We start from the raw sequence: 20,988 nt of genomic DNA, 5'->3' as shown, positions 1-20,988 counted from the left end.
ATTCGGAATCAGTCGGATGGGTGGCGCGGGCGGGGCTCATGCCCCGCCCGGCGCATTACCACTGGTACGAAGCGCCCACGCCGACGGTGTTGCCACCGCTCGACAGACCCACGCCGGCCTTCATCTTCAGGTTCTGCGTGATGCGGGCTTCGCCGCCGAACGCCACCGCCTGATAGCCCTTGTAGGTCGCGCCGCCGATACCGAACGACACGGTCTTGCCCGGATCGACGCCCGGAATCATCGTCAGCGCGGTCGCTGCGGCGATACCGGAGTAGGCGTTGCGCGACAGGTCGTTGACCTGGCCTTGCAAGCCGCCCACGGCGCGGTCGAGCTGCCCCTTCGTCGCGGCGTCGGTCTCGTTGATACCGTCGCGGATGTTGACGATCCGGCGGTTGCCGTCCTCGCTGCCATCGCCGAACGAGACCGTGTTCGCTTCAGTCGCCTGCGAACCCGAACCCAGCGCCACCGAGTTCGCACCCGACGCCTTCGCGCCGTCGCCGATCGCAGTCGACTTGCTGCCCGATGCGTCCGAACCGCGGCCGATCGCGACCGCCCCTTCGGCGGCGCTCGCCGCGTTGGAGCCAATCGCCACACCGCCGTCCTTCGACACGCCGGCGCCCGAACCGATCGCCGTGCCGTTGTTCACGCCCGTGCCGACCCGTGCGTTCGAGCCGGCGGCCGTGTTGCCCGTGCCGTCGCCTGCGTTCGCCGGCGTCGTGCCGTCCGAACCGATGTCGGTGCCAGCGAAGTACTCGTTGCCGGGGCCGCCAGGGTTCGGGGTGCCAGGGCCCGGGTTCTGCTCCAGGGCACCGACGCGGTCGTCGAGGCCGCCGATCTTGTCGTTCAGCTCACTCAACTGGCCGAAGTTCACAGCGTCATACTTGCTCGCGCCGTCCGCGACGTTGGTCAGGCGCACCGGTGCCGAGCCCGAACCGCCCAGCGTGACCGAACCGTAGTTCGGCGTGCCGTCCGCATTCAGGTCGTAACGCACCGCGAGCGAATCGGTCGCGCCGTACTGCGCCGCGGCCTGGACTGCTTCGGCCACGGTCTTGTACTTGTTGCCGTTCACCTCGATCGACGTGTCCGCGAGCTTGCCGTCCGCATCGACGGTCGTGCCGCCGCCGATCACGTCCGCCACGCTCTGCGCGGTGCCGTGCAGTTGCGAGCCGTTGATCGCGTCGTTGCTCGTCGCGCTCACCGCACCCGCACCCACGCCGGTCAGCACGCGGTCGCCCGCCGTGCCCGCAAAGTTCACGGTCGTGCCGTCCGTGTCCTTCGCGACCGTGATGTCGCGCGTCACGTCGTCCTGCTGGACCAGGCCGATCGAGCCGTGGACGAGGCTGTTCGAGATGTTCTCGATCGCATCGCCGACGTTGTCGAACTTCTGGTTGTTGACCGTGTACGTCGGGTTCGTCACGTTGCCGTTCGCGTCGACGGTCGAACCGCCGCCCAGCGAATCCGCCACGCTCTTCGATGCGCCGTACAGCTGCGAACCGTTCACGGCGTCCGTGCTGGTCGCGTTCACCGCGCCTGCCTTCACGTTCGTGATCGTCGAGCCGTCCGTGCCCTTCAGCGTGATCTGGTCGAAGTTCGCCGAACCGTCCGCGTGCTTGTCGTACGTCACCGCCAGCGACGTCAGACCCGCACCCGGGTTCGTCGGATCGACCGGCGCCACCAGGCCCGCGCCCTGCAGCTGACCGAGGTTCACTGCATCGTGCGCGTCCACACCGTCCGCCACGTTCTTCAACGCCACCGGAGCCGTCGCGCCCGCGCCGCCGAGCGTCACCGAACCCTTGTTCGGCGTGCCGTCGGCATTGCGGTCGTACGTCACCGCCGCGATCGACTGGCCCGTCGCCGGATCGACCAGACCCGAATCGGCGAGCTGCTTGTTGATCACGGTGATGTTCTCCGTGTTCGTCGACGTACGGCCGTCGAGGTTCGCCAGCGCGTCACCCACGTTGCTGTACTCCGCCTTCTTCGACGCATCCGTCGGGTCGGCCAGCGAATACGACGGGTTCGTCACCTTGCCGTCCGCGTCGACGGTCGAGCCGCCGCCCAGCGAATCGGCCACGCTTTGCGCCGTCGCGTGCAGTTGCGAACCGTTGATCGCGTCCGTGCTGGTGGCCGTGACCGCGCCCGCCTTCACGTTCGTGATCGTCGTGCCGTCCGTGCCCTTCAGCGTGACCACGTCCTGCGTCGCGCTGTCGTATGCCACGGCGAGCGACTTCAGGCCCTTGCCCGGGTCCGTCGGATCGACCGGCGCCACCAGGCCCGCGTCCTGCAACTGGCCGAGGTTGATCGCGTCGTGACGATCCGTGCCGTCGGCCACGTTCTTCAGTGCGACCGGCGTCGTTGCGCCCACGCCGCCCAGCGTCACGGTGCTCTTCGTCGCGTCGTCATACGTCACTGCTGCAAGCGACTTGCCCGTCGACGGATCGATCAGGCCCGCGTCCTTCAGCTGCGACACGTTCACCGCGTCCATGTCGGCAACACCTGCCTTCACGTTCGACAGCGTCGTGCCGCTCGTGCCGGCCAGCGTGGCCTTGTCGTGGTTGATCGTGCCGTCCGCGTTCTTGTCGTACGTCACTGCGGCCGACGTCAGCTTGCCTGCGCCGTCCTCGCCGACCAGGCCCGCATCCTTCATCTGGCCGAGGTTCAGTGCGTCGTGGTCGTCCTTCGCGTCGGCCACGTTCTTCAGCTGCGTCGGCCCCGTGCCGTTGCCCAGCGTCACCGAACCGTAGTTCGGCGTGCCGTCCGCGTTACGGTCGTACGTCACCGCGGCGATCGACTTGCCGTCATCGCCGATCAGGCCCGAACCCTTCAGCTGGCTCACGTTCACCGCGTCCATGTCGGCAACACCCGCCTTCACGTTCGACAGCGTCGTGCCGCTCGTGCCCGCCAGCGTGGCCTTGTCATGGTTGATCGTGCCGTCCGCGTTCTTGTCGTACGTCACTGCCGCCGACGTCAGCTTGCCTGCGCCGTCCTCGCCAACCAGACCCGCGTTCTTCAACTGGCCGAGGTTCAGCGCGTCGCCGTCGTCCGTCGCGTCCGCGACGTTCTTCAGCTGCGTCGGCCCCGTGCCGTTGCCCAGCGTCACCGAACCATAGTTCGGCGTGCCGTCCGCGTTACGGTCGTACGTGACCGCGGCGATCGACTTGCCGTCGTCTCCGATCAGGCCCGAACCCTTCAGCTGAGAAACGTTCACCGCGTCCATGTCGGCAACACCCGCCTTCACGTTCGACAGCGTCGTGCCGCTCGTGCCGGCCAGCGTGGCCTTGTCGTGGTTGATCGTGCCGTCCGCGTTCTTGTCGTACGTCACTGCCGCCGACGTCAGGTTGCCCGCACCGTCGTCGCCGACCAGGCCGGCGTTCTTCAGCTGGCCGAGGTTCAGCGCGTCGTGGTCGTCCTTCGCATCCGCGACGTTCTTCAGTGCGACCGGCGTCGTGGCGCCCACGCCGCCCAGCGTCACGGTGTCCTTCGCCGCGCTGTCGTAGGCCACTGCCAGCGGATTGTTGCCGCTGTTCTTGTCGAGCGCATCGAGGGCGTCACCCACGTTGTGGTAATCCTGGCCGCCGACCGAGTAAGTCGGGTCCGTGATCGAACCGTCCGCGCCGACACCCGCGCCGCCGCCGATCTTGTCGGCAACGCTCTTCGACACGGTGAACAGCTGCGAACCGTTGATCGCGTCATTGCTCGTCGCGTTCACCGTGCCGGCTGCAAGGTTGTGGATACCCACCGGCGTACCGGCGTTGCCCAGCGTCACGCTGTTCTTCGCCGTGCTGTCGTACACCACGGCCAGCGATTCGCCCGTCGTCGGGTCGATCACACCGCCCTGCTTCAGCGAATCTTCCAGATCACCCACGCGCGTGTTCGTCGCGAACAGCTGCGAACCGTTCACCGCGTCCTTGCTCGTCGCCGACAGAACACCGTCCGCAATGTTGTGCAGCGCCACCGGCGCGGTCGCGCCCGTGCCGCCCAGCGTCACGCTGTCCTTCGACGCGCCGTCGTACGTCACCGCCAGCGACGTCAGCTTGCCCGCGCCGTCTTCGCCCACCAGGCCCGTATCCTTCAGCTGGCCGAGGTTCAGTGCGTCGTGATCGTCCTTCGCGTCGGCCACGTTCTTCAGTGCGACCGGCGTCGTTGCGCCCACGCCGCCCAGCGTCACCGTGTCCTTCGCCGCGCTGTCGTACGTCACTGCTGCCATCGGCTTACCCGTCGACGGATCGATCAGGCCCGCGTCCTTCAGCTGCGACACGTTCACCGCGTCCATGTCGGCAACGCCTGCCTTCACGTTCGACAGCGTCGTGCCGCTCGTGCCGGCCAGCGTGGCCTTGTCATGGTTAATCGTGCCGTCCGCGTTCTTGTCGTACGTCACCGCTGCCGACGTCAGCTTGCCTGCGCCGTCTTCACCCACCAGGCCCGTATCCTTCAACTGGCCGAGGTTCAGCGCGTCGTGGTCGTCCTTCGCGTCCGCGACGTTCTTCAGCTGCGTCGGCCCCGTGCCGTTGCCCAGCGTCACCGAACCATAGTTCGGCGTGCCGTCCGCGTTACGGTCGTACGTCACCGCCGCGATCGACTTGCCGTCGTCGCCGATCAGGCCCGAACCCTTCAGTTGCGACACGTTCACCGCGTCCATATCGGCAACACCCGCCTTCACGTTCGACAGCGTCGTGCCGCTCGTGCCCGCCAGCGTGGCCTTGTCGTGGTTGATCGTGCCGTCCGCGTTCTTGTCGTACGTCACTGCCGCCGACGTCAGCTTGCCCGCGCCGTCGTCACCGACCAGGCCGGCGTTCTTCAGCTGGCCGAGGTTCAGCGCGTCGTGGTCGTCCTTCGCATCCGCGACGTTCTTCAGTGCGACCGGCGTCGTGGCGCCCACGCCGCCCAGCGTCACGGTGTCCTTCGCCGCGCTGTCGTACGCCACGGCCAGCGGATTGCTGCCGCTGCTCTTTTCCAGCGCATCGAGGGCATCGCCGACGTTGTGGTAATCCGTGCCGCCCACGTTGTACGTCGGCTTCGTGATGCTGCCGTCCGCACCGATCGTCGTGCCGCCGCCGAGCGAGTCCGTCACGCCCTTCAGCTGGCTGACGTTCACCGCATCGGTCGCCTGCGTACCGGCCGCGACGTTGACGATCTGGCGTTCCGCGCCTGCGCGGCCGACCGACAGCGTGTCCGCACGATTCGAGAACGAGTTCGAGCCGAGTGCGATGCTGTTGGCCGCGCCCGAGGTCGAGTTCGCGCCGAGCGCCATCGCGCCTTCGACGTTGCGTGCGACGTTCGCACCCGTACCGATTGCCATCGCGTTGGTCGCGCCGGCGCGCACGTTCGCACCGTTACCGACCGCGATCGAGCTGTCGCCGACCGCCTGTGCGCCGTTGTTGCCGATCGCCAGTGCATAGTCGCCGTTCGCCTGCGTGTTCGCACCCATCGCGACGGCTTGCGTGCCGTTCGTCTGGACGTTCGAACCCATCGCGACCGAGTAGTCCTGGCCGGCGCCGGTTTGCGCAAAGCTGCCGAGCGCGACCGAGTTGTTGGAACCCGCGCCGCTTTGCAGGCCGATTGCCACCGCGTTCGCGCCGCTTGCCGCGGTCGACGAACCGATCGCGGCTGCCGTTGCCGTAGCCGGATCCGCACCGTTCAGCGAAGCGACGTTGTTGCCCTGCAGGCCTTCGATCGCGACGAGCGGGTCGCTGACGTCCATCGGCTGCATGGAGCGCGAACTGACCTCGTCGATCGCGGCCTTCGTCTTCTTGTCGATTTCCGTCGAGAACGTATCGATCGCCTGCTGCGTCTTCGAAGTCACCGACGTCGACAACGTGTTCAGCGCCGCATAGAGCTGGCCGCCATTGACCGCGTCGGTGCTCTGGAATGCGACGTCACCGTCCGCCACGTTGACGATCTTGCGTTCCCGGCCCACGTCGCCCACCGACACGACGTTGTTCTGGTTGGCAACCGAGTTGTAGCCGATCGCGACCGAGCCCGCGCCCGTCACGCGCGCGCCGCTGCCGAGTGCCAGCGAGTTGGCGCTGGTGGCACGTGCGTCGGAACCGATGGCGACAGCCAGCGCGCCGCTTGCGATAGCCGGCGTGCCCGTGACCGGGTCGGCATTGACCTTGACGAAGCGCAGGTCGGCGCGGGACATTTCGTCCTTCAGATCCGACAGGCCGGACGTCAGCTGCTTGACGTTGACCGCGTCGGTGTCCTCGACGCCCGTCGCGACGTTCTTGACTTGCGTCGGACCATTGCCGTTGCCCAGCGTCACCGTGCCGTAGTTCGGCGTGCCGTCCGCGTTACGGTCGTACGTGACCGCGGCGATCGACTTGCCGTCGTCTCCGATCAGGCCCGAACCCTTCAGCTGAGAAACGTTCACCGCGTCCATGTCGGCAGCGCCGGCCTTCACGTTCGACAGCGTCGTGCCGTTCGTGCCCTTCAGCGTCACGGTGTCCTTCGCGTTGCTGTCGTACACCACGGCCAGCGATTCGCCCGTCACCGGGTCGATCACACCGCCCTTCGACAGCGAATCTTCCAGATCACCCACGCGCGTGTTCGTCGCGAACAGCTGCGAACCGTTCACCGCGTCCTTGCTCGTCGCCGACAGAACACCGTCCGCCACGTTGTGCAGCGCCACCGGCGCGGTCGCGCCCGTGCCGCCCAGCGTCACGCTGTCCTTCGCCGCGCCGTCGTACGTCACCGCCAGCGACGTCAGCTTGCCCGCACCGTCTTCGCCCACCAGGCCCGTGTCCTTCAACTGGCCGAGGTTCAGCGCGTCGTGATCGTCCTTCGCGTCCGCGACGTTCTTGATCTGCGTCGGGCCATTGCCGTTGCCCAGCGTCACCGTGCCGTAGTTCGGCGTGCCGTCTGCGTTACGGTCGTACGTCACCGCGGCGATCGACTTGCCGTCGTCTCCGATCAGGCCCGAACCCTTCAGCTGCGACACGTTCACCGCGTCCATATCGGCAACGCCTGCCTTCACGTTCGACAGCGTCGTGCCGCTCGTGCCGGCCAGCGTGGCCTTGTCGTGGTTGATCGTGCCGTCCGCGTTCTTGTCGTACGTCACTGCCGCCGACGTCAGCTTGCCTGCACCGTCGTCGCCGACCAGGCCTGCGTCCTTCAACTGACCGAGGTTCAACGCGTCGTGATCATCCTTCGCATCCGCGACGTTCTTGATCTGCGTCGGGCCATTGCCGTTACCCAGCGTCACCGTGCCGTAGTTCGGCGTGCCGTCTGCGTTACGGTCGTACGTCACCGCGGCGATCGACTTGCCGTCGTCTCCGATCAGGCCCGAGCCCTTCAGCTGAGAAACGTTCACCGCATCGGTGTCCGCCGTGCCAGCGGCCACGTTGGTAATCTGCCGCTGAAGGGTCGACGAGCCGACCGAAACCGAGTTGTCTCGATCAGCAACCGAAAGATACCCAAGCGCGACGCTGGAAGCCGCATTCGCGGTAGCGTTATTACCGATCGCGGTCACGCCACGATAGGTCGCTGCGTCACCGGCTTTGCCCGAGGCTTGGGCACCGTCGCCGATCGCAACGTTGCCGTGAGTCGAATTGGCGCCCAAACCGATCGCCATGCCGCCGGAATAGCCGGAGGTACCGGCTTTTGCGCCGTAACCGAGCGCCATCGTGCCGTACCCGCCGCCAGATGTGTCGGCCGTGGCGCCATTCCCGATCGCAATGTTGCCGCCGCTGCTCCCCGATCGGGCGACCGAGCCGCTTCCGATCGAAACCGACCCCATCCCCGACGCCTCAGCGGCCGTATTGCCGACTATTTTGACGTACGGATTGTCCGACGTCTTCACGCCGGCAATCGCCGTGTTCAACTGGTTGAGGTTGACCGCATCCGTGCCCTGCGTACCTGCAGCGACGTTAGCGATCTGGCGTTCAGCGCCTGTCTTGCCGACCGATACGGTATTGTTGCGGGTCGCTTCCGATCCATAGCCCAGCGCGACGGCACCCGTGCCTGCTGCGCTGGCGTTCGTACCGAGCGCCAACGAGTCTCCGCCGCTCGCTGCAGCTCGAGTGCCGAGAGCAGCAGCGTTAGTGCCTCTCGCATTTGCACCGTAGCCGATGGCAGTACCTTGATTGCCAGCAAAAGTTGAATTGCCGACGACGACGGATTGGGATCCGCTCGCGCTCGACGTTACCCCGACCGCAGTCGAGGATTGGCCGTTCGCATGCGAATCGTTACCGATGGCCGTGGTGTAAACGGCACCGGCAACCGCCCCTCGCCCCATTGCAACCGAGCCGCTGGAGGCGGATGCCGCGGTATCGGAAATTCCCGCCGCACTGCCAATGATCTTGATATAGGGATTGTCCGCCGCTTTCGCATTGGCGATCGCCGTATTCAGCTGATTGACGTTGACCGCATCCGTGCCGGCCGTACCAGCCGCGAGGTTATTGATGCGGTGGTTCGTCATGTCGACGTTGCTGTCGACGTCCACCGGGCCACGGAGATGCACGCCGGAACCGCCCAGCAGGAAGAGGTGCCCGTCGACGGTGCCGCTGATGCCGGCCTCGGTCGCGGCACTTGCCTGACCTGCGCCGGAGCCGTTCGCAGCGCTGTTGTTATACAGCTGAAACGACCTTACGTGACCTTCGCTGAGTCTGAACGTGGAGACCGCGGCCCCGCACCCGGTCAATCGCGTACCCGAGATGGATCCGCCACCGAAAACCGACCCGTAATAGCCGCCGCTACCGCCCGGCGTGCAAAGCGTCAGCGAACCATTGCCGTTCGCCGCCTGGGCATTCGCATCGGCCGACATCGCACCGCCGCCCACGCCGGCCATGACCGCCACCGCCGCCGTCACCGACGACCGCATCGCGGAATTCGACTTCGATTTCGTGCGCATCCGCGCCGTTTCGGCTGCCGCCGTCCATGTACCCGTCGTCGCGTTCCAGACGGTGCGATAACTCTTGTTCATGTTGATTGCCTCTGTAGAAAAAAGGGGAGGAGGACACTCCTCGTCCACAGATGCCAATGTATTGATCGCCTGTCATTTCGATAATCAGACGGCTGGACGTGCGACGACTTATTTCGTAGGCCCAGTCCTAACATGACGATGCTTGACAATCGGTCGTGCAAACCACGCGCCGACGCACCGTTCTCCTGACCGATTCCGTTTGACACATCCGCGCGTCAGGCCTTATATACGCAGCGCGCAACCGATTGCATGAATAGGACTGGTCCTATCCATCGCGCGCGAGTGTTTCGGACTGCCCTACATACAGGCCCGTCCGCTATCCCGATAATTTTCCCGTTCCCCGAGCCGGCAACGCATTGCGCTGCCATCAGCATGGCTCGCGGATATCGTCCGCGTCCCGGCCCCGCCGCGGCTGTTGCCGCCCGCGCCGTGCGCGTCTCCCGATTTTCGCTTTGATTTACCGGCCTTCGTCTCATGCCCATCCGCCATCTCTTCGCGTCCCATACGGACGCCAGCGAGCCGTTCGCGTCGATCGACGACGACGCGCGCGACCTGAGCCTGCTGAACCGGTATCAGCGCTTCACGTTGTACGGCGGCGCGGTCGTGCTGTCGCTCGTGATCCTGATCGCGGCCGGCATCCTGCTCGTCGGCTCGGTGCGCGACTACATCACCGAGCGCCGCGACCTGTTCTTGACGCACAAGGCGCTCGTGCAACTCGAAATGGACGCGAAGCAGGCGTCGATGCGCCGCGCAGTGATCAATGCGGAGTTGCTGTGGAACGGCCATCCGCCGCATGCGCGCGAAGCCTCCGACGCGCTACGCAAGGACGGCCACGTGCTGCTCGCGCCGATGCGCGGCGTGAGCGAGATCTTCCTGGCCGCGTCGCCCGACGCGCTGGCCAACGACGAAACCGATCGCTACGTCCAATTGATGGAGCGCCAGACGATTTCCGTCGCGGCCGCCGAGCGCCAGACCGGGCGCGCGGTGCGCGGCTACGCGTACAGCCCCGACCGCAACGTGATCGCGATCACGCCGCCGCCGTCGATGCCGTATCCGGACCTGCTTGCGCACATCGGCGTGCCCGACACGCATGCGCTGATCCAGCACCTCGCGTTCGACGTGGCCGACTGGTCCAATCCGGCGATCGCGCGCTACTGGCGCCTGTCGCGCCGGATCGCGTGGCAAGCACCGGCGATCGACCCATTGACCGGCAAGACGGTGTTCCGTCTCGTCGAACCCGCCTTCGACGGGCAGAAGCATTTCATGACTTTCGTCAGCGATTTCGACGTCGACGTGATCGCCGACCGGCTCAGGCACGCGCCCGAAGATGCCGTTGCGATGCTGGTCGACCAACACGGCCGCGTGGTGCTCGACGTCGATCGCACCGACAACTCGGAGGACGGCGCCGCGCTGATGAAGCACGCGCTCGCCGAAGGCACGTGGCGCCGCGGCCTCGTGAATTTCGACGAAAGCTACCGGCACGGCGTGTTCACGATCACCGACCGGATCTCGGACACCGGCTACGCGATCGTCTATGCGTATTCGTGGCACACGATCGCCTATGCGATCTGGGCAACGATGCTGCGCGAATTCGGCACGATCGCAACCATCCTGATCGTGCTGTGGACGCTCGTGATCGCGTTCGATCTGCGGGTGTTCGCGCCGCTGTTCCGTCGCTCGCGCCGCGTGTTCGAAAGCGAGCGGATGAGCCGCACGATCGTCGCGACCGCGCCGTTCGGCATCGGTCTCGTGTCGCCCGACACGCATCAGGTACTGCTGCGCAACCGGATGCTCGAGCTGTACGACCGCGAGGCCGGTGCCCCGCCGCTGCACGAGCGGCTGCTGGCACGCTACCGCGAGCACGCGGACGCGTCGCCGGCCCAGCTCGACGTCGAGCTGCCGGTGACGCTCGACGATGGGCGCACGCGCGACCTGCTCGTCAACTTCGTCCGCGTGCGCTACAAGGGCAAGGACGCGCTGCTGTGCAGCTTCTCCGACATCACGACGCGCGCCGACGCCCAGCGCGCGCTCGACAGCGCGAACCGCGCTAAGTCGACGTTCCTCGCGACGATCAGCCATGAAATCCGCACGCCGTTGAACGCGATGCTCGGCAATCTCGAACTGCTCGACAAGGCGCCCGACCCGAGCCGGCAGAAGCCGCGCCTGCATGCGGTCACGTCGGCTGCCCGGATGCTGCTGGACATGCTGAACAACGTGCTCGACATGACGAAGATCGAGGCCGACCGGATGACGCTCGAAGCGACCGGTTTCCGGATCGATGAACTGATGCGCGACGTCGCGGACCTGTTCGAGCCAGTGGCCGGCGCGAGGGGTATCGCGCTGCGCATCGACGTCGATCCGGCGGTCACGCATACGTATCTCGGCGATCCGATGCGCGTGCGGCAGATCGCCGTCAACCTGGTCAGCAACGCGATCAAGTTCACCGACCGCGGCGCGGTGGCGTTGTCGGTGTCGGCATCGGGCGGCGGCGCGACGCCCGTGACGATCCGCGTCAGCGATTCCGGCATCGGCATGACGGCCGATCAGCTCGCGCACGTATTCGAGCCGTTCGCGCAGGCCGACGAGTCGATCGCGCGCCGCTTCGGCGGGACGGGCATCGGCCTGGCGCTGAGCTACAAGCTCGCGGAATCGATGGGCGGACGCATCGAGGCGGACAGCGTGCCGGGCGTCGGCTCGACCTTCGTCGTCACGCTGCCGCTGCCGCTCGATCGCCAGCCGGGCGCGCTCCGCTCGCGTGCCGACGGCGACGCACCGAATGCACGCGTGCTGTTCGTCGACGACAACCCGGTCAACCGTTCGCTCATCCACGATCAGCTCGACGTACTAGGCTATCAGGCCGATGTCGCGTCGAACGTCGCGGAAGCGCTCGATCTCGTGGATCGCCACGACTACGCGGTGGTGTTGACCGACCTGAACATGCCGGGCCTCGACGGCTACGCGTTCGCGCGCGTGCTGCGCGAGCGCGGACGCGTGCAGCCGATTCTGGCGGTGACCGCGCATGCGGAACCCGACGAGTTGAAGCTGGCATGGGAAGCCGGCATCGACGAGATCGTCACGAAGCCGACGTCGTTGAAGTCGCTCGAACAGGCGATCACGAAACATGCGGGGACGTGGCGCCGGCCGGTGCATCCGCCCGTGCCGTCGCGCGCGGCCGGCCCGCTGCCGAAAGACCTGCACACGGTGCTCGTCGACGCGACGCGACGCTCGAACGCCGCCATCGCGCGCGCGCTCCAGGACGGCGATCTGAAGGTTGCACGCTCGGAGATTCACAGCATGCGCGGTGCGTTCGCGATGATTGGGGAGCGGGACATTTCGGGGCTGTGCGCGTCGATCGAAGCACTAGCGCTGGCCGGGGACGCGGCGGCGTTCGCGCGTGAGTTCGAACGCTATCGGCAAAGTGCGAGCGAGATTCTCGCGCGGCGTGCGGCAAGTGACGCGAAGCAAGCGGCCGACACGTTTTCCAACACATCGGTGATGAAGCGATGATGCCGTCGCCCCGCTCGATCGCGCTGAATTCATTGGAGGGCAAGCATGCGCGACATTGGCCTAATGGCCAATACCGGCAAAACGCACACAACCATCACCCGACACCGGCCGAACTCCGCTAAAGTGGTGACGCGTTTCCGCATGGTTGTTCGTGTCACTCCGACATGCGAAGCATGTGACGAGATGGCGATCGACATCCGCGGCGTAAACGAGCGCGGCCCGCAAGTGCACGAACACCTGCGGGCCGCTGACCACCACCAACTCTCGACTGGAGTTAGTCATGGCTAACGCGAATCATAGCGCACCGACGTTTTTCCAAGATTGTTTTGTCCATTCACACGAGTCTTTCCAGACTCGCCGCATCTTTCCGCGCCTGCGGTTCGCCGAAACGGCGCCGCCCGTTTTCCATCTGTGGATGAAGCTGTCCGGCCGGTGGATCGAGGAAGCGGGATTCGAGCCCGAACAGCGCTTGCAGATCGAGGTGACGCACCAGCGGCTGGTGATCACGCCGATCGCTGAAGAGGGCCGCGACTGTTTCGGGAAGGATGAGCGCCCGGATGTCGATCCCGCGACGGGACAAGCGCTTCGGCAACTTGCGGCGATGACGGGAAACGCACAATGAATCGCGACGCCTCGTATCAACACACCGATTGCACGCCCACCGATTCCGGTTTCGACGACGCGGGAGAACTGTCGGCCAAATCCGCGCTCGTGCTGAAGCTCAACGCATTGATCGCGTCGCAGGGCCTGAGCGACGAGGAAGCGGCGGCGCTCGCTGACATGGCTCGACCCGTGGTCACGCCCGAGCAGCGCGAGCGGCTCCGGAACGTTTCGCTGGATCTGCTGATGCGCGCGCTGGTGTCGTTTGGGCAGCAGGTGGAAATCGTGGTGCGGCCAGCGGGATCCTCGCGCTTGGCGGGTATCACGGTTTCGGTCTGACGACTGCTGGAGCAAAGGAATGAAGTGTGTGGCGGCCGGAAGCGCCTCGGCGCTCGCATGAGGCAGCGTTAGGAGTAGGTGCTATCAAATTGCATAGCGTGACGACGGCCGGGCCCAACGGCCGCCGCCGAAGCGGCTCCGGCGCCACACTCGTTCAATCTAACGTGAACGAACGTCACAACCAATCGGACCAGGCTGATTCTGTGCAAGCCGTGCGCGGAGCGCAGCGAACGCATCCGCCATCTCATCGTATGCCGCCTTGATGGCCGGATCGGCAAGCCGGCGCGCCATGTCGGCCGCGGTATGCGGCACCGGAACATACCGATCTTCGTCTGCGTAAGAATCTGTCGGAGTTGTTTTGCTCCTTCGATTACCTGCGGACGATACCCGCCATGCCGTGCGAATGAAGTTCAAACAATAGCTGCCGCGCGCGTTGTACAAAAAAATAGCCGCCGCCGTGGTCCACGGCAGCGGCTACCGCGACGGATCACCCGATCCGCCGTCTTTCTGATACACCCGCTTACTGCTGAATCGTCGCCTGCCCGGCCAGCTTGTCCACCAGCGCCGTCATCGCACGCTGCTGCGCCTGCCCTTCCAGCTGCTGACGCAGCACGTTCTTCGCCGCTTCGAAGGTCGGCACGACCGTCGCGCGCTTCTCGTCGAGTTTCACGATCGCGAACGCGTTACCGACCCGGATCGGGCCTGCGACGGCACCCGGCTGCAGCGACGTAATCGCCTGCGCGAGCGGTAACGGCAAACCGCCCGTCTTCCCCTCGGCCACCGGCGTACGCAATTCGACCCACTGCGCAACGCCGCCGTTCGGCGTCGTGTTGTACTTCTTCGCCACCGCGTCGAACGCAGCGCCCTGCTTCAGCTCCGCGACCAGCGCGTTCACTTCGGCAGGATCGGCTACGGCGATCACGTCGGCGCGATATTCGAACTGCGCGGCATTCGCGACGATGTCGTCGTAACGCGCCTTCACCTGCGCATCGGTCACCGCTTGCGGGTGCACGTTGTCACGCAGGTAGAGATCCGTCGCCGCGACCGTGCGCGCACGCATCACGACGCGGTTCACTTCGGGACGGCTGCCGTAGTTGGCTTTTTCCGCCGCCTGCTCGACCAGATGCTGGGCGATCAGCTCACGCTTGGCTTGTGCGCGCAATTCGGGCGTGACGGTCTGTCCGGTCGCTTCGATCATGCTGTCCACATCGCTGCGCGCGATGGGTGTGTCGTTGACGACCGCTTCGACGCCCGGCGGCAGCGGCGTGTCGGTTTTCGTGCCTGCGGCGCGCGCGACGGGGGCGCCGCAGGCGCACGCGAGTGCGATCAGTGTGGAAACAATGGAAATGTGATGCTTCTTCATGACGATTCCTTCATCGATGGAGGGAGATGCCGCACGCGATGGCGGCCGGGAGGGGGTGCGGCAGATTCACCGCGGGCGACCGACCGGGTCGGCGCCTGACAGGCCGCGCGCGCGATTGCGCCACGGCCAGACCTGAAGCGCGAACCGGTGGGGTCGGCCGCGCAGGGCTTTGCAGCGTCGCCGTCGCCAGTCGCACAGCGACGTTCGACGGAGGGAAAGACAGAGATGAATGCCCTGCGCTCGCATGAGGCAGCGTTCTCCCAACCTGCGCCCCGAATGGTGCAGATGCGACCGAGCCCACCGGCCGCCGCAAGGCATTCATGTCTTGCTATCCGGACCTGGCCGCACAAGCAATATCGTTTGCTTCGGCCCCAGGCGGAGAAAAATACGCTGCCCGACGAACGGGCAGCGCGTCCAACGAAGCCAGGCTTCGAATACGAGGTATCGGGCGCGTACCATGCAGCCGCCCGACTTTCGCATTGTCGAAGCGCATACGGCGTCCGCACAATCAGTCTGGTCCTATTCCGCACGGCGTCACCGTTGAATCGTCGATGTTGCGCGCGCGTTCATCGTCACGGCGAGCGGCGGAAATGCGGCGACGCTGCGCATCGCGCCATAGAACTTGTTCATCGCGACGTCGATTCCGTAGTTCGGCAGCGCGCGGCCGAGCCCGTGCGAAAACAGCGTCTCCGGTTGCAGCGGAAAGCAGTGGTCGAGCAGGAAGCGCGCACCGGCCGGTGAGATCGTGTACGCGCAGATCCCGTAGAACTCGAGCAGATCCATCACGAGCACGGGGCCGCGGTCGGTCCGGAATTCGTCGACGGCCTGCGCGAGCGCCGCTTCATCGAAGCGCATCGTCACCGGCGTGCGGCCGTTGAAGATCGCACCGCGCAGGATCGAATCGAAGTTGTAGCCCCACGCGACGAAGTCGTAACGGTTCGCGTGTGCGGCAAGGAATTGCATTGCCGTCTCGTCGAAGTCGGGCCGAAAGATCGCGTCGTCCTCGACGATCGTGACCAGTTCGTTGCCTGCGGCGATGTCGGTCCACAGGCGATGCGTGGTCATCGCGATGCCGATCGCGCCGCGCGTGTATGGCAACGCCGGCGCGAACAGGCCGCTTCGTGCGATATCGTCGTCCGATAGCGCCCGGCCGTCGATCGCGTCGACGAATTCGAACGCGAGCGCCGGATTATTCGCACGGAACGCGTCGCGGCGGCCACGCTCGCCTCGCAGCGAGATCACGCAAAGCGTTTTGCAGACGGTCGGCGCATCGATCCCGGGCGCGTTTACGTGCACCATGTCCGCATCGGTTCGGTCGGTAACGGGCATCGACATCGTCACCACCCCGTCACGATCGAAACGCCGAACACGATGCCGACGACGATGCCGATCGTCCGTCCCTGCAACATCGGTTTCAACGCCGCCGGCTCGTAGAACGGATCGACCACGTCCTTGCGGTTACGCCATGCGTCAACGAGCGGCGGCACGAGCAGCAGCATCGCCATCAGCAATGCGCTCGCCATCGTCACGACCATGCCGCTCGACGACCAGCGCGTGCCGAACTCGACCACCACATGGACCATCCCGACCGTGGCCGCGCTCGCGACCATTCCGATCACGGTGCCTTTCACCAGAAAATCTGCTGCGCTCATCGTCAGTACTCCCTGTCTGATAGTGGCCGAACGATGTCGGCCGGAACACCGCGTATTACAAAGATCGCCGGGCGCGATCTCTATCAGACAGGTCCTATTGGCGAACGCTGACCCCAAAAATAGGACTGGGACTACAAACGCGACGGAAAGGTAGGTTCGTCACAGGGCACAATTCGCGCGGCCCGATCGATTCGGACTGGTCCTATTCAGTTGCCTGATGCGGATCCATAAAGTGGGCGTCAAGCCGGCGCCACGCGGCTTGTGCTCATGCGTACAAGCCGCGGCGCCCCAACGACAAACCTGCCACCGGCCGCTGCCTCGATACGCGGCCGGCCCTCCGGAGCCCTCGACATGCAGATCACGTCCCACGACACGCCCGCATTCGCCGACACCGACGACACGATGCTCGCCGCGCTGGCCAATGCCGCCTCGCTCGGTATCGACGACGCCGCCGTCGCCACCGCCACGCAAACGCTGATCGAGCGCGGTGCGGCCGATCGCGCCGCCCGACTGGCCGCCGCCCATTGGGACCTGCGTCCGGATTCGCCCGCCGCCGCATTCAACTGCGGCTATGCGATGCAGATGGCAGGGCGGCACGCGGACGCGATCGCGCCCTATCGCCACACGCTCGAACTCGCGCCCGCGTGGCCGTCGCTGAAGAACAATCTCGCGCTCGCGATCCGGCTCACGGGCGGCGATCCCGAGGTGGAATTCGCCCTCATCGAAGGCGCGCTCGACGATGCCCCCGACGATGCGCGCGCGTGGACCAATGCGGTCATCACACGCATCGACCGTTTCGATCTCGACGGCGCATTGCGCGCGGCCACCCGGGCAGTCTCGCTGGCGCCCGACAGCGCGCTGGCCGTGAACAACGCGGCGACGGCCATGAAGGAAGCGCAATGGTGGGGCCAGGCCGAACGGCACGCGCAACGCGCCGTCGAACTCGCGCCGCATAACCCGACGTATCGCCACAATGTGTCGCTGCTCCAGCTTGCGCGAGGCGATTTCGCGTCGGGCTGGCCCAACTACGAAGCGCGCTGGGACGGTTCGGCCGAACTGCGCGGCAATCTGCCGGCGTTTGCCGGGCCACGCTGGCGCGGCGAATCGCTGAGGGGCAAGACGCTGCTCCTGTGGGGCGAACAGGGCCTCGGCGACGCGCTGCAGTTCTGCCGCTACGTGCCGCTGCTCGCGGAGCGCGTGCATCGCGAAGGCGGCCGGATCGTGTGGAACGCGTTTCCGGTGATGGGCGACCTGTTCGGGCGCAGCCTTGCCCGGCATGTCGACGTGTTCGACACCAGCATGCGGATCGAGGATCTGCCCGCGTTCGATGTCGAGCTGCCGCTGATGAGCATTCCGGGCATGCTCGGCCTCGACGGCGACGCGCTCGCCACGACGGTGCCATACCTCCATGCCGATGCATCCGCCACCGACGCGTGGCGCACGGCGCTCGCGGCCGAAAAGCGGCTGAAGGTCGGCCTCGCGTGGACAGGCAGCCTCTCCCACCAGCGCAACCGCTTTCGCCGCGTCGGCCTCGAACGTTACGCCGAAGCGTTCGGCGGCCTGCAGCAGGACGTCGCGTTCTACTCGCTGCAACCGGGCGCGCAGCACGACATCGAAGCCGCCCGCTCGGCCGGCTTCGTCGTGAACGACTGCACGCGCGATTGGCGAACGATCGACGACACCGCCGCATTCGTCGGCGCGCTCGATCTCGTGATCACCGTCTGCACGTCGGCCGCGCACCTGAGCGGCGCGCTCGGCCAGCGCACGTGGGTGCTGCTCGATGCGAACCCGCACTGGGTCTGGCAGCACGAGCGCCGCGACAGCCCCTTCTACCCGAGTGCGTTGCTGTATCGGCAGAAGACGTTCGCGCAGTGGCAGCCGGTCATGGACGCCGTCGCCGCCGATCTCCGCCGCCTGGCCGGCTGACGGTCGACATCCCGCAGGAGATTCGTCATGGACTACAACCTCTGCATCGTCCGCCCGCCGGGCTACGCGCATTCGGGCGCCTTCACGGAACTCGCCGAGGTGATCGCGTACGGGCTCGACGATCTCGGCCACCTCGTGCACGTCAACGAAAACAACATGATGCCGGATGTGCGGAACATCCTGATCGGCTGCCATCTCGCCGATCCGGACATGACCGCGCACGTGCCGGACGACACGATCGTCGTCAACACCGAGCAGCTGCATGTCGACGAACAGCCGTGGAACCGGAACATCTATCGCTGGGCATCGCGATATGAAACCTGGGACTACAGCGAGCGCAACCTCGCAAAGCTGCACAGCCTCGGCATCGGGCACGCGCGCTACCTGAAGCTCGGTTTCCATCCGAAGCTGCGCCGCATTCCGGCCGACGTCGAGCAGGATATCGACGTGCTGTTCTACGGCACGATCGGCCCGCGCCGCGCGACGATTCTCGATGCGCTGCGGGCACGCGGGCTGAACGTCGGGATCGTCAGCGGCGGCCTCTACGGCGCCGAACGCGAGGCCTTCATCACGCGTACGAAGGTCGTGCTGAATCTGCATCACTACGCGTCGCACATCTTCGAGGTCGTGCGCGCGTTCTATCTGATGACGAACGGCAAGGCGATCGTCGGCGAGGTGTCGCCGACGACGTCGGTTGATCCGGACTACGCCGACGGCTTCCGCGCGGCGCCGTACGACGCGCTGGTGGATGCGTGCATCGAACTCGTCCGCGATAGCGCGCAACGCCGCCGGCTCGAAGCCGCCGCGCTGGCGACGATCGGCCGCCATCCGCAAGCCCGGTCGCTCGCGCCATTGCTCGCGCCGCAAGCCGACGCCGTCGCCACAGCGTTCCGAGAGCACGCATTTACTGCCTGTTCACAGGCAGTTTGACAATCCCTGACGCCATCGGGAGCGAGTCCTAGCCCGATGAGGCGCAGTCCGATCGAAGTGCCCTTGCGGATCGCCCGCAGTCCGATGGTCTCGCCCTGTCATCGCTCCTAGACTCGCCGTACTGCCCGAACGCATCGTGCAACACGCCGGGCAGCCCACCGCTCTGGGAGCGTTGCACGAACGCGGACGCACCGCCATTCCGGACGGTGCGCAACGGCAAGGATGGCAGATGAAATGAACAAGAAGCACGGGCCGCGCAGCGAGATCGTCGTCTGCATGGTCGATGTCGCGGCGATCGTCGCAATCGCGGTACTCACGCACCACGATTCGCTGTGGAATCTCGACGCGCTCGCGATCGAATGGCTGCTGATCGGCGTGAGCGCGCTGCTCGGGGCGTTCCTACTCCGCCTGGCGGGCATCGGCCTCGACGGCCGGCCTCGCCCCGCGACGCGCTATGCGGTTCGCACGCTCGCGCTGTGGCTCGTCGTACAGGGTTTCGTGTTCCTGAAGATGATCGCGCTGACCACCGCGACTGTGATGATGTTGACGTGGTTCTTCGACTGGACGATCGAAGTCGGGATCGTGCTGGCCGTGTTCCGGATCGCGCTGAGCATCGCGCGCCGTCGCAGCTTGCGCGTGCCGGCGACGCCCGCCCGCATCGCGGTCGTCGGCAACGGCGAGCGCATCGCGCGTATCGTCGCGTCGCTCGCTGCGGCCGGCACGCCGCGCTACCGGCTCGTCAGCGCGTATAGCACCGGCGGCCGAGCGATGACGCTCGCCGGCGACGCGCTCGTCACGACCGATCTCGCGTCGTTCGCCGCGTGTGCGCGCCGCCAGCACGCGGACGAAGTGTGGATCGCGCTGCCACTCGCGGAAGACGCGTCGATCACGCGGGTGATCGACAAATTCCGCAGCGATTTCGTCGAGCTGCGCCTGATGCCCGACGTGAGCCAGCACGCGCTGTTCGGCAGCCAGGTCGACGAAATCCTCGGCGAACCGGCGATCTCGCTCGCCGCCCCGCCGTTGTCGCGCGGCGCGCTGTGCGTGAAGGCGGTATTCGATCGCGCATTCGCGGCGGCCGTGCTGATCGTGTTGATGCCGCTGCTGCTCGTGATCGCCGCGGCGATCAAGCTGAGCTCGCCGGGCCCGGTGATGTTTACGCAGAAGCGGCGCGGCGGCGACGGCCGCACGTTCGACATCTACAAGTTCCGCACGATGCGCGTGCATGTTGGGCAACCAGGTAAGGTCGAGCAGGCGACCCGTAACGACCCGCGCGTGACGAAGGTCGGTGCGTTCCTGCGTCGTACGAGCCTCGACGAACTGCCGCAGTTCGTCAACGTGCTGTTCGGCGACATGTCGGTGGTCGGCCCGCGGCCGCACGCGGTGGAACACGACGCGCAGTACCGCACGCTCGTCGACGGCTACATCCATCGCTACCGGATCAAGCCGGGCATTACCGGCTGGGCGCAGGTCAACGGGCTGCGCGGCGCGACCGAACAGCTCGAAAGCATGCAGTCGCGCGTCGAGTACGACCTGTACTACCTGCGCAACTGGTCATTCGCGCTCGACCTGCGAATCATCGGCGCGACCGTCCTGAAAGGGATCGTGCATCCCAACGCGTACTGAACGGCGCATGCCGTTCGCAACCGCGGCATCGCCGCCGCGGCTGCTTCGATTGACCCGGCGGCCCCTGTTTCGGCAGGCCCGCTCCTGCGCCGATGCCGTCTCCCGACGCGCGGCGCAACTGGAACGAA

The 20,988-nt window shown here is 66.1% G+C and carries 10 protein-coding genes; 6 read left to right on the top strand and 4 right to left on the bottom strand.

Features of this window, described 5'->3' with window-relative positions; all coding sequences use genetic code 11:
* Window positions 1-55 precede the first annotated feature (55 nt).
* Window positions 56-8,917, bottom strand: a complete 8,862-nt coding sequence (locus DTA15_RS06305; protein WP_006492301.1) for a YadA-like family protein — start codon at window positions 8,915-8,917, stop codon at window positions 56-58.
* A 474-nt stretch (window positions 8,918-9,391) separates the two neighbouring features.
* Between DTA15_RS06305 and DTA15_RS06300 the strand changes: the two genes are divergently transcribed.
* The 3 genes from DTA15_RS06300 to DTA15_RS06290 all read left to right on the top strand — a co-directional run bounded on the left by DTA15_RS06300 (window position 9,392) and on the right by DTA15_RS06290 (window position 13,363).
* Window positions 9,392-12,424, top strand: coding sequence for an ATP-binding protein (locus DTA15_RS06300; RefSeq protein WP_006489553.1), 3,033 nt, complete (start codon window positions 9,392-9,394; stop codon window positions 12,422-12,424).
* 280 nt (window positions 12,425-12,704) lie between these two features.
* Window positions 12,705-13,046 carry a SymE family type I addiction module toxin gene (locus tag DTA15_RS06295; protein WP_012493033.1) on the top strand — a complete coding sequence of 114 codons (342 nt, stop codon included), beginning with the start codon at window positions 12,705-12,707 and terminating at the stop codon, window positions 13,044-13,046.
* Complete coding sequence (locus tag DTA15_RS06290; RefSeq protein WP_006489543.1) at window positions 13,043-13,363, top strand: helix-turn-helix domain-containing protein; 321 nt, start codon at window positions 13,043-13,045, stop codon at window positions 13,361-13,363. Before DTA15_RS06295 ends, DTA15_RS06290 begins: the two co-directional genes overlap by 4 nt.
* 520 nt (window positions 13,364-13,883) lie before the next feature.
* On the opposite strand, the gene DTA15_RS06285 is transcribed toward DTA15_RS06290, so the two are convergent.
* The 3 genes from DTA15_RS06285 to DTA15_RS06275 form a co-directional block, all read right to left on the bottom strand.
* The gene (locus DTA15_RS06285; protein WP_006489572.1) at window positions 13,884-14,726 is read right to left on the bottom strand and encodes a peptidylprolyl isomerase; all 843 of its coding nucleotides are present in this window, start codon (window positions 14,724-14,726) and stop codon (window positions 13,884-13,886) included.
* Window positions 14,727-15,260: 534 nt separating this feature from the next.
* On the bottom strand, window positions 15,261-16,025 hold the full coding sequence (locus tag DTA15_RS06280) for a glycosyltransferase family 25 protein (protein ID WP_227743176.1): 765 nt from the start codon (window positions 16,023-16,025) through the stop codon (window positions 15,261-15,263).
* Window positions 16,026-16,063: 38 nt separating this feature from the next.
* Window positions 16,064-16,378 carry a hypothetical protein gene (locus tag DTA15_RS06275; RefSeq protein ID WP_006489539.1) on the bottom strand — a complete coding sequence of 105 codons (315 nt, stop codon included), beginning with the start codon at window positions 16,376-16,378 and terminating at the stop codon, window positions 16,064-16,066.
* Window positions 16,379-16,729: 351 nt separating this feature from the next.
* On the opposite strand from DTA15_RS06275, the gene DTA15_RS06265 reads away from it, so the two are divergent.
* The 3 genes from DTA15_RS06265 (at window position 16,730) to DTA15_RS06255 (ending at window position 20,860) form a co-directional block, all read left to right on the top strand.
* Window positions 16,730-18,304 (top strand): tetratricopeptide repeat protein, encoded by a 1,575-nt coding sequence (locus DTA15_RS06265; RefSeq protein ID WP_006489547.1) that lies wholly within the window; start codon window positions 16,730-16,732, stop codon window positions 18,302-18,304.
* 27 nt (window positions 18,305-18,331) lie between these two features.
* Window positions 18,332-19,234, top strand: a complete 903-nt coding sequence (locus DTA15_RS06260) for a CgeB family protein (protein ID WP_006489557.1) — start codon at window positions 18,332-18,334, stop codon at window positions 19,232-19,234.
* A 234-nt stretch (window positions 19,235-19,468) separates the two neighbouring features.
* Window positions 19,469-20,860, top strand: coding sequence for an undecaprenyl-phosphate glucose phosphotransferase (locus DTA15_RS06255; RefSeq protein WP_006489565.1), 1,392 nt, complete (start codon window positions 19,469-19,471; stop codon window positions 20,858-20,860).
* Window positions 20,861-20,988 lie beyond the last annotated feature (128 nt).

Source organism: Burkholderia cenocepacia (assembly GCF_900446215.1).
GTDB classification, from domain to species: Bacteria; Pseudomonadota; Gammaproteobacteria; order Burkholderiales; family Burkholderiaceae; genus Burkholderia; species Burkholderia cenocepacia.
Note: the sequence above shows the minus strand (reverse complement) of the source record. Positions and strands in the feature narration are given on the sequence as shown.